Raw genomic sequence first — 9414 nt, 5'->3', positions numbered from 1 at the left:
TCTTCAAGACGCGCTGGCAAAAAACTCGCCTGGTCACGGTCTGCACCTTCAACGAAACGTCCCATATGGCACCTCCGAAGCAGTGCCAAATCATAACATATTCAGGGGTTTTCACACAGCCTCGGGTGGGTTGCTGACGGTCCGATTTCAAAAATGTCCGAGCCAAATCCCGACATCGCCCGCGCGACTGACAGGGCTAGATTCGCATCAGAGTTTGCAAGGCAATCACTCCAGTGTGGCTAGGGCGTCCGCGTCACGCATCATGGCAGCAGCCACGCCGTCGAGGGACGGCGCGGTGATTTGTAGCCGCCGATATTGCTCTAGGATGTTTGCGGGAGCTGGTGCCATGAGGTTGGAAATGACTTCATCCAAGTTCGCGACGAAGCGGCTCAGGGAAAGGTACGATATCAGGTCAATTCTCAGCCCAAACTGCAGTTCTGGTGCGTTGAAGCTGCTTGCGGGAGGATGAAGCTGGAAATGGCAGCTGAGGCCTTGGCATGTTATCCAGCCATGAACCTCGCCTTGCCTCCATAGTAACATTGTCAGCTACTCGGTATCTGAGGTCAGCCCACCCGCGAAGCAAGGTTCAATGAGCCCCGGCATGCCCGTAGCCAATAGCTCCTGATTCTCCGCTGACTGCGCTTTCCAGGTTCTCAACTGTGCCGTCAGTTTCGACAGCGGACAGGCCTCGGGGGCGGCATCTAAGCCAAAAGTTACCTTGCTTAGCAGTGGCGTCGGCAAAACTCGCAATTCCGAAACTGGCGAGCCCAAGCGCCAGTCGACCTTGTAAACCTTTAGTCTCAGGGGGTAGTCACAGGCGGAGCTTCCCTGAACGCCGCATTCAGGGAAAACAACCTTCGTGCTGCCGCTGGCCAAGAACAGTTCTCCCTCGGCGGCGTCAGCCTGCACCGGCCACGTGCCAAACATCAGTGAGCAGGCCACGACCAAAGCTAATACTCTGCGTAGATCAATTCGCTCGCGGATCACGGTCGTTCCTCATTGCAATGGATGGCAAGAACGTACGGCTTGGGTTGGTGTCGTTCCGGTCAGTTCCTCAATCCTTAAAGGCTGTTGGATGCTCCGCCAATTGAAAGGCAGCTACTAGGAAACATATCCGGAAACGCCGACGACCACTTTGGGGTCGCCTGCTGCCCAACCGTTCGGCCCCAAACAGCTGTTGACTTTGCAGCATTACGAAAGTGGTGCAACCAGGGGCGGCCGCGCCGGACAGCCTTCCAAGTTACCCTCTAAAGAGAAAACCCGGCATCCCGAGACGGCTTTCGTCTCATTTTACTTTTCGAGACTGAAGCCGTCTCGGGATACCGCTCTGTTTTCGTAACCGCGACGCCAACAGGCCGGGCGGCGAAGTGGCATGCCTTCACGTCCGCGCGATGCGGCACTGGGGCTCATTGCCTTTGGCCCGCACCGCGCTAAACAGGGGCGCGACTAAGGAGCGTCAGACGTGGAATTTTCCCTGCCTTTGGTGATCGGCGCCGGTGTGCTGAGCTTTCTCAGCCCCTGCGTGCTGCCCCTGGTGCCGCCCTATCTCACCTATATGAGCGGGGCGAGCTATGACCAGTTGCGCGCCGAGGCGGTGTCCGGCTCGCCGGGGCGGCTGACCGGTAAGGTTGCACTGACCTCGATCTTCTTCATACTCGGCTTTTCCGTTGTCTTCATCGCGCTGGGCGCCACCGCCACCGCCTTTGGCCAGGTGTTCCGCCAGCTCCTGCCGATCCTCACCCCCATCGCGGGCGTCGTCATCATCGCCATGGGCCTGCATTTCCTGGGCGTGTTCCGCATCGGCATTCTCGACCGGCAATTGCGCCACAATGGTCCCGGCGCGGCCTCCGGTCCCCTGGGCGGGTTCCTGCTTGGTCTCGCCTTTGCCATTGGCTGGACCCCCTGCATCGGCCCGGTGCTGGCCGCCATCCTTTCTGTGGCCGCCAGCCGCGATACCGCCTGGGAGGGCGCCTCGCTGCTCGGGCTTTATTCCCTGGGCCTGGGCATTCCCTTCTTCCTAGCAGGCATTGCCGTGGGGCCGTTCCTCACCTTCTTTAATGGCTTCAAGAAGCATCTGGGCACGGTGGAAAAGATCATGGGCGGTCTTCTGGTACTCACGGGCCTGTTGTTCATTACCGGCAATTTCACCCGCATTTCCTATTGGTTCCTGGAAACCTTTCCGGTCCTGGCCAATTTCGGCTGATCGTCCTTGGGATTTTTGCCAGGATCAGGGCCGAATCGTAGTCCGGAGTTAACCCTGTTCACGAAATCGAGAGCAGGACCTGTTTCCCTCGGCCGGTGTTGAGGCGCAGTTTACCCCCAGGGGACACACTGGCGACGAAATTGGCCAAGGGCAGCAGATTGACCGCGAACACCCAAGCCATCGCCCGGGCGATGGACGACATTGCGAGCCAGGGCAGCGCGACCGATGCCGCGGCCAGGGGTGCGCGCGTCGGCATTTCGGTGCGCGTGACCAACCGGATCGAGGATGTCGAGGCGATCTGGCGCAGCCTTTCCGCCGCGGGCCTGGAATCACCGGGCCAGAGCTACGACTTCATCCGGCTCTGGGCGGCCGACCGCCAGATCCCGGTTTCGGCCCAGCGCTATGTCGTGGGCGAGGTGGATGGCGTTCCGGTGGCGCTGTTTCCACTGCACTTCAAGCGCGTCCATGGCGTGCGCCTCTACACCTGGTTTCCCGGTCCCCATGTCGGCTGTTACGCCCCGCTGACAGATACGCCGCGTCTTGAAGCGCTGGGCGCATCGGGCCGGGCTGCCCTGTGGCGCTCCATGATCGGGGCACTCAAAGGCGCCGATCTGGTCTATCTGCGCTCCATGCCCGACCGGATCGGCACGGCAGAAGGACTGTTCGACGAACTGGGCGAGGCCCTTGAAGTCGAGACGCTCTATCGCGCCCGGTTCTCCTCCTGGGAGCAATGCGACCGCGAACAGCGCAGCCGTTCCCGCCGCAAGCACGACCGGCAGCAGGGCGATCGATTGTCTGCATTGGGCGACGTCGGCTTCGCGGTGGTCGATGATCTGGCCGAGGCCCATGGGGTGCTTGACACCATGTTCGCCCAGCGTTCCGCCCGTTTCCGCGCCCAGGGCATTCGCGACATCTTCGTGTGCGACAGCATCACCAGCTTCTACCACGCGGCACTGGACCCCGGTTCCGGTGTTGATGTGAGGCTCCATGTGCTGCGGCTCGATGGCCAGATCGTTGCGGCCCGCTACAGCATTGTGGTTGGCGACCGCATGTTCTGCCTGATCTCATCGATGAGCGATTACAGCCGCATCCAGTCCGGCTCGCCGGGCAAGCAGTGCCTGTTGCGGGTGATGCAGACCGTGTTCGACGAGGGTATGTCGGTCTTTGACATGGGCGCCGGCTTTACCGATGAGAAGCGCCATTGGTGCAATGAGCAGGTACCGCTGCGGCAGCACTATGTGCCGCTGACCCTGCTGGGCCGCCTTGTGATGCTAGGTCATAACCATTTTCAGCGCCTGCGCGCCTGGGCCAAGGCGAACACTACCGTCAAATCGGCGCTTCGCGCGGTCCATCAGCTCTGGGAACGCATCCGGGGCAAGGTTCGGTCAGATCAGCTTTAGGCTGCGCCGCGAGGCATGGCGCGACTTGCCGATGATGATGTGGTCATGAAGCACAATACCCAGCGGCTTGGCGATATCCCCGATCTCACGGGTCAGGCGAATATCGGCTGACAAGGGTGTCCGATCGCCCGAGGGGTAATTATGCACCAGGATCAGTGCCGTGGCCGAGAGTTCGAGGGAACGCTTGATGACTTCGCGCGGATAGACCGGCGTGTGATCGACTGTCCCGGTCTGTTGCACCTCATCGGCAATCAGCAGGTTCTTCTTGTCGAGAAACAGAATGCGGAACTGCTCGACCGTCTGAAAGGCCATCTGGCTGCGGCGTTGGCCGACCAGCTGGGTCCCAGTGTATCGTTCGCCTCCGGATTGCAAGAAGAAGCAACGGTCCCGATAGACCCTGCTTCAGCGTATCCGGCTTGCCTTTGGACAAGTTTGCCCGAGCCACCTCGGGAGCCGCTGGGATCCGTTTCCTTACAAGACGGCCAGATCTTCTGATCTACTGCTACCATCAGGTTGGTGCCTCCTTCTCGTTGTATGACGAAGCGTATTCGCCGGGGAGGAGGCGAACCATCCCACAAGACGAGAGGATTGGCATCTCATGGTCTATACAGTCGCGCCCAAATCGGGCGGCCACCGCTTGGATGACCTTGAGATGGGATGGAAGTGGGGCCCAGCCCGTTGATCCTTGCGAGCCGGGTTTCGCTGGCATTGAACATGGCAGAAAGCGAGCCGCATTCGGGCAGCGGCGTCTTACCGAGCGCCTTGGTGTCCTCGCGCGGAATGACCAGTTGCAGCGCCAACTCAAGCAGCTCGTAATCTTCCAAGGGCACCACCGCCCAGTGTGAGAGAGTGTTCCCCGCACGCACTGGCGTTGGCCGGCATGATCATTGGCTGCGGCAGGCGCTGGAAGTGTGGCCTCGGCGAACTCGTGGGCCGGTCACTGATCAGGCGCTCCAGCTGGCCAGCGGATTGAACAAGCCGGCTGGCGAGAGCGTGAAGATTTCGCAGCCGGTCTCGGTGATGCCGATGGAATGCTCGCACTGGGCTGAGAGCGTCCGGTCGCGGGTCACCGCGGTCCAGCCATCAGAGAGGATTTTGACGTGCGGACGCCCAAGATTGATCATCGGTTCGATGGTGAAGATCATGCCCGGTTTGAGTTCGGCGCCGGAGCCGGGCGTGCCGAAATGCAGGATATTGGGTTCGTCATGGAACAGCCGCCCCAGCCCATGCCCCACGAAGTCGCGCACCACGCTCATGCGCTCGGCCTCTGCCACGGCCTGAATGGCGGCGCCGATATCACCGGTGGTGTTGCCAGGTCTGGCGGCGGCAATACCGGCCTCGAGACCGGCATAGGTGATTTCGATCAACCGCTCGGCCTTGCGGGAGATTTCGCCCACCGGATACATGCGGCTGGAATCGCCATGCCAGCCATCAAGCACCAGGGTAAGGTCGACATTGACGATATCGCCCTCCCGCAATGGTCGCTCATCGGGGATGCCGTGGCAGACCACATGGTTGATCGAAGTGCAGACAGAGTGCCGATAGCCCTTGTAGAACATCGTCGCCGGAACGGCGCCATGATCGCGGGCAAATTCGTAGGCAACACGGTCGATTGTCGAGGTTGGCACGCCGGCCTCGACGAAGGGCGTGAGCTCATCCAGTGCCCGCGCCGTCAGCGCGCCGGCGCGACGCATGCCCTCAAAGCCTTCCGAGCCATGCAGCGGAATGACGCCGGCGGTGCGGCGGGCTTTGGTGGCGGCGTCGACATAGGTGATCATGCATGGCTCTCCTGAGAAGCAAAATAAGGACTTAAACCGGCGAAGGGAAGGGTGGTGAACCGTTGACTTGGCGCCAGCGTAGAGGCATCCACAACTGCCTTGAGGAAAAAGCAGCAATGACCCAGTCAGATTCCCGTATTACCGCCGGCATGATCGTGATCGGCGATGAGATTCTTTCTGGGCGCACCAAGGACGTCAACATCGGCGCGGTGGCCGATTTCTGCACCGATCTGGGCATCGATCTTACCGAGGTGCGGGTGGTGTCCGACGAAATGGACGCCATTGTCGAGGCGGTCAATGCCCTGCGCGCGCGCTATACCTATGTCTTTACCTCCGGCGGCATCGGCCCGACCCATGACGACATCACCGCCGATGCCATTGCGGCGGCGTTCGGTGTTGCCCTGCCGATAAATGCCCAGGCGCGCGCCATGCTCGAAGCGCGCTGGAAAGAAACCGGCACTGAGGTCAATGAGGCCCGGTTGCGCATGGCGCGCATACCTGAAGGTGCAGATTTGATCGTCAATTCGGTGTCCGCGGCGCCGGGGTTCCGCATCGGCAATGTGCATGTCATGGCCGGCGTTCCAGTGATCATGCGCTCTATGCTTGAAGCATTGGCCCCCACGCTCAAGGGCGGAAAGATAGTTTCGTCCGTCGCCATCCGGGCGGCCGTGGGCGAAGGCACGCTGGGTGGCCCGCTTGGGGTGCTTCAGGCCGAGTATCCAGACGTCAAGATGGGTTCCTATCCGCAAATGGGCAAGGATCGGGTGATGACCGAGCTGGTGCTGCGCTCCTCCGATGAAGGACGGCTGGCCGAGGCGGCCGAAAAGGTGCGCGCCATGGTGGCCGCTGCCCACGAAAAAGCCGGCATCGCCCCGCCCGACGCGGAATGATTGGCGTTTTCGTTTCGCTTTGCTAAGGACAAGCCAAATCAGCGATAAAGGGGCCGGGCCCCGCCAGGAGAGCAGCGTGACCAACCCCAACCAGAAGTCCTTCCCCGTCACCTGGGATCAGTTCCATCGCGACAGCCGGGCCCTGGCCTGGCGGCTCGCCAGCATGGGCGCGTTCGATGCGGTGGTGGCCATCGCCCGCGGTGGCCTGGTCCCGGCTGCCATTGTGGCGCGCGAACTCAATATCCGCACTGTGGAAACTGTGGCAGTCAAAAGCTACGATCACCAGAATCAGGGCGGCATCAAGGTTCTCAAGGAAATCAGCCAGCCGGTGCTCGATATTGCTCGCAATGGTGGCAAGATCCTGATCGTGGACGATCTGGTCGATACCGGCGCCACCGCCCGCGTCGTCCGCGACATGCTCCCCGGCGCCCATTTCGCCACAGTATATGCCAAGCCAAAGGGGCGCGAACTGGTCGACACCTTCATCACCGAAGTCAGCCAGGATACCTGGATTTTCTTTCCTTGGGATCTCGACGTCGCATATGTCGCCCCGATTTCGGGTGCGACGGACTGATCGCCATCCCGCTTATCCCCGCGTTTTGATCCCATGAGACCATGCCTTCGCATTCACGCGACGGCAGGGCATGGGGAAACTATCCGCAAGACTTCAATCAGGCCGCAAGGCGCTGGCACGCATTGCCGGGCGCGGGGTCTTTGAAAGCTACATTCGTTGCGGACGTGTTCCCGCCGCACTTCTTTGCGCGGTGTGACTAAGCCTGAATTTCGTTCACGAAGACGAACTCGGCCTCATCGACATCCGAGCCGCTTTCATCGTCCGTTGGGTCGTGGGACAGGACAGTTTCTGCACCAGCGAACTCCACCGCCTCGCGCAGCACTGTTTCCTCGTCCAGGATCGCCACCAATGTGTCGCCCTGGCGGGCAATGCCGCCCAGGAACCGCGCCGCCGAGCCTTCGATCTGCGGCACCGGCAATATGTCGTCGGCTTTGATATCGATAATGTCGGAGACGCTGTCGACCAGCAGGCCCATGTCGTGGCCCGCAACCTTGAGCACCAGGATCACCTGGCCCTCGTGCTGGGTGCTGCGCTCGGAAGAGCACCCGATGCGCAGGGCCAGATCGTGGATCGGCACCACCCGCCCGCGTATCTCGATCACCCCGAGCACATCCGGTTTCCGCCCGGGCAGGGGCGTCACCGGGCTCCAATTGCGGATTTCGCGCATGGACATGATGTCGACGCCGAAATTCTGCTCCGCGCAGGCGAAGGTGATGAATTGCCGTGTTTCGGCGCTGACCTCTGCGCCGGGCGGGGTCTCAAATTCGTCTTCCAAATTCTTTGGCAGGGCCGACATCTCTACGCCTTACTCGATCACTTGGGGCAGCCAACCGGCCCCAGGGTCATCATTGTCGAGAAAGGTTTCGGCAAGCTTAGCGCTGGTGCGGGCGGCGGGAATCGAACCCGCAAGGCTATCGCCGAGGGATTTTAAGTCCCTTGTGTCTACCAATTCCACCACGCCCGCTTGGCTCGGTGCCCCGTGTTTGTCACAAGCTTTTCGTCAAGACAATTGTGCACGAACGATTCTTCCCCGGAGGCCAGATGATCGATCGGATTGAAACCAACATTGCGCCCTCATCGGCGCCCATCAATGATGCGGTGCGCGCCGGCAAGCACCTCTGGCTGGTCGCCATCGCCGAGGATCCTCTCAGCGGCCAGATCGTCGAGGGGGGCATTGAAGCCCAGACGCGCCGCTGCATCGACAATCTGGCCATTGCGCTCAAAGCTGCCGGAGGGAGCCTGCGCAACCTCGCCATGGTGCAGATTTTTATCACCGACAGCGCCGATGCTGCCGGCATGAACGCGGTCTATCGCGAATATTTCACAGAGCAGCCTTATCCCGTCCGCGCCACTGTGGTGGTCAAGGAATTGCTGGCCGCCGGGCTCAAAATCGAAATGACTGCCACGGGGGTGCTCGACTGATGCTGCTCAAGCGCGATCTGCTCGAAGACATCAAGGCCGGCAAGGTCGATCTCATCTTCCGCCGCTGGAACCGCCCGACGGTCAAGGCCGGCGGGACGCTCAAGACCAAGGTGGGGCTGCTCGCCATCAAGTCGATCACCGATATGTCGCCCGAGGATGTGACCGACGCGGAAGCGCAGCGTGCCGGGTTCCAGGACGTCGCCGATTTCCGCCGCTGGCTCGACACCATGAAGGCGGGGGAACTGTTCCAGCGCATCGAGGTGGGATATCTGGGCGAGGCGTAGCGCCTAGAACGGCGTTGGTGCCACGAAGGTGGTGAACACTTCCGTCGTGGGGTGGGTGAAGCCCAGTTCGGCGGCATGCAATTGCAGCCGGTCGGCCGCCGCGAGGTCGGCGCCCTCGGAATAAAACGCATCGCCCAGAATCACATGGCCGATGGCCTTCATGTGCACTCTGAGCTGATGCGTGCGCCCGGTGAGCGGGATCAGCCGCACCCGCGTGGCGTTGTCTTCGCGCTCGATCACATGCCATTCGGTCTGCGAAGCGCGGCCATGGTCGTGGTCGACCCTCTGGCGTGGCTTGTTGAGCCAGTCGGTGGCGAGCGGCAGATCGATCAGGCCGCTATCCTCTGCGATGATGCCCGACACCCGCGCAATGTAGCTCTTGGTGGTCTTGCGGTGCTCGAACTGGCTGCCGATGCGGCCATGGGCCCGCTTGTTGAGCGCCAGCACCAGAACACCCGATGTGTCCTTGTCGAGCCGGTGGCACATGCCTGCGGTGGGATAGGTCTGGCGGGCGCGATGTTCAATACAGTCCCACAGGCTCGGGTCCTTGCCCGGCACGCTGAGCAGGCCGGACTGCTTGTCCACGACCAATATGTCGTCATCGACATGGATGACGTTCAGGTAGGGATCAGTAGGCGGGAAATAGTCTTTGAGTGTGGGCATGGGACCGAGCATCAGGCCCTGTAGCAGAGACACGCGACATTTTCCAATTGCTTTGGGGTCTGCCTGTCCGCAGGGGGACTGTCAGTAATTTCGTGTGTGGCGGGCGATTGCATATTACGCCGCCATGGCTCGGATGAAGCGCTCGCCGAAGATTACAGCGAACTGCGCCTTGGCCATGGACCATTCACGTGGCGGCATTT

General features: G+C 61.2%; 11 protein-coding genes, 1 tRNA gene and 1 pseudogene. 6 read left to right on the top strand and 7 right to left on the bottom strand.

Annotated elements, in window-relative coordinates:
• Nucleotides 1–546 precede the first annotated feature (546 nt).
• Nucleotides 547–987: a hypothetical protein gene (locus DDE76_RS19080; RefSeq protein WP_157955930.1), complete on the bottom strand. Its 441-nt coding sequence runs from the start codon at nt 985–987 to the stop codon at nt 547–549.
• A gap of 475 nt (nt 988–1462) precedes the next feature.
• Between DDE76_RS19080 and DDE76_RS19075 the strand changes: the two genes are divergently transcribed.
• Together DDE76_RS19075 and DDE76_RS19070 are read left to right on the top strand one after the other, a co-directional pair.
• The gene (locus tag DDE76_RS19075; protein WP_104894013.1) at nt 1463–2203 is read left to right on the top strand and encodes a cytochrome c biogenesis CcdA family protein; all 741 of its coding nucleotides are present in this window, start codon (nt 1463–1465) and stop codon (nt 2201–2203) included.
• A 158-nt stretch (nt 2204–2361) separates the two neighbouring features.
• A complete protein-coding gene (locus tag DDE76_RS19070; RefSeq protein ID WP_157955929.1) occupies nt 2362–3603 on the top strand; it encodes a GNAT family N-acetyltransferase in 1242 nt (413 codons plus the stop codon).
• On the opposite strand, the pseudogene DDE76_RS19065 reads toward DDE76_RS19070, so the two are convergent.
• The 3 genes and pseudogenes from DDE76_RS19065 to map all read right to left on the bottom strand — a co-directional run.
• Nucleotides 3589–3924 (bottom strand): annotated as a pseudogene (locus DDE76_RS19065) (JAB domain-containing protein); the annotation flags it as partial. The gene DDE76_RS19070 and the pseudogene DDE76_RS19065 overlap by 15 nt on opposite strands.
• A 275-nt stretch (nt 3925–4199) precedes the next feature.
• Nucleotides 4200–4427: a JAB domain-containing protein gene (locus DDE76_RS19060; RefSeq protein ID WP_104894016.1), complete on the bottom strand. Its 228-nt coding sequence runs from the start codon at nt 4425–4427 to the stop codon at nt 4200–4202.
• Between the two features lie 120 nt (nt 4428–4547).
• Nucleotides 4548–5381 (bottom strand): type I methionyl aminopeptidase, encoded by an 834-nt coding sequence (gene map, locus DDE76_RS19055; RefSeq protein WP_104894017.1) that lies wholly within the window; start codon nt 5379–5381, stop codon nt 4548–4550.
• A 116-nt stretch (nt 5382–5497) separates the two neighbouring features.
• Here map and DDE76_RS19050 point away from each other — a divergent pair, with 116 nt between their 5' ends.
• Nucleotides 5498–6271: a competence/damage-inducible protein A gene (locus tag DDE76_RS19050; protein ID WP_104894018.1), complete on the top strand. Its 774-nt coding sequence runs from the start codon at nt 5498–5500 to the stop codon at nt 6269–6271.
• A 76-nt stretch (nt 6272–6347) separates the two neighbouring features.
• Nucleotides 6348–6845: a xanthine phosphoribosyltransferase gene (gpt, locus tag DDE76_RS19045; RefSeq protein WP_245892087.1), complete on the top strand. Its 498-nt coding sequence runs from the start codon at nt 6348–6350 to the stop codon at nt 6843–6845.
• A gap of 196 nt (nt 6846–7041) precedes the next feature.
• Here the strand turns inward: gpt and DDE76_RS19040 are convergent, their stop codons facing one another.
• Together DDE76_RS19040 and DDE76_RS19035 are read right to left on the bottom strand one after the other, a co-directional pair.
• Nucleotides 7042–7641: a chemotaxis protein CheW gene (locus DDE76_RS19040; RefSeq protein WP_104894020.1), complete on the bottom strand. Its 600-nt coding sequence runs from the start codon at nt 7639–7641 to the stop codon at nt 7042–7044.
• A gap of 83 nt (nt 7642–7724) precedes the next feature.
• Nucleotides 7725–7809, bottom strand: a tRNA-Leu gene (locus DDE76_RS19035).
• A 77-nt stretch (nt 7810–7886) separates the two neighbouring features.
• Here DDE76_RS19035 and DDE76_RS19030 point away from each other — a divergent pair.
• Nucleotides 7887–8267 (top strand): RidA family protein, encoded by a 381-nt coding sequence (locus DDE76_RS19030; protein ID WP_104894021.1) that lies wholly within the window; start codon nt 7887–7889, stop codon nt 8265–8267.
• Nucleotides 8267–8551 carry an ASCH domain-containing protein gene (locus tag DDE76_RS19025; RefSeq protein WP_104894022.1) on the top strand — a complete coding sequence of 95 codons (285 nt, stop codon included), beginning with the start codon at nt 8267–8269 and terminating at the stop codon, nt 8549–8551. The genes DDE76_RS19030 and DDE76_RS19025 overlap by 1 nt, the downstream gene beginning before the upstream one ends.
• 3 nt (nt 8552–8554) lie before the next feature.
• Here the strand turns inward: DDE76_RS19025 and DDE76_RS19020 are convergent, their stop codons facing one another.
• Nucleotides 8555–9226, bottom strand: coding sequence for an RluA family pseudouridine synthase (locus DDE76_RS19020; RefSeq protein WP_104894023.1), 672 nt, complete (start codon nt 9224–9226; stop codon nt 8555–8557).
• Nucleotides 9227–9414: the final 188 nt, after the last annotated feature.

The organism is Devosia indica, assembly GCF_003056405.1.
Classification (GTDB): domain Bacteria; phylum Pseudomonadota; class Alphaproteobacteria; order Rhizobiales; family Devosiaceae; genus Devosia; species Devosia indica.
Note: the sequence above shows the minus strand (reverse complement) of the source record. Positions and strands in the feature narration are given on the sequence as shown.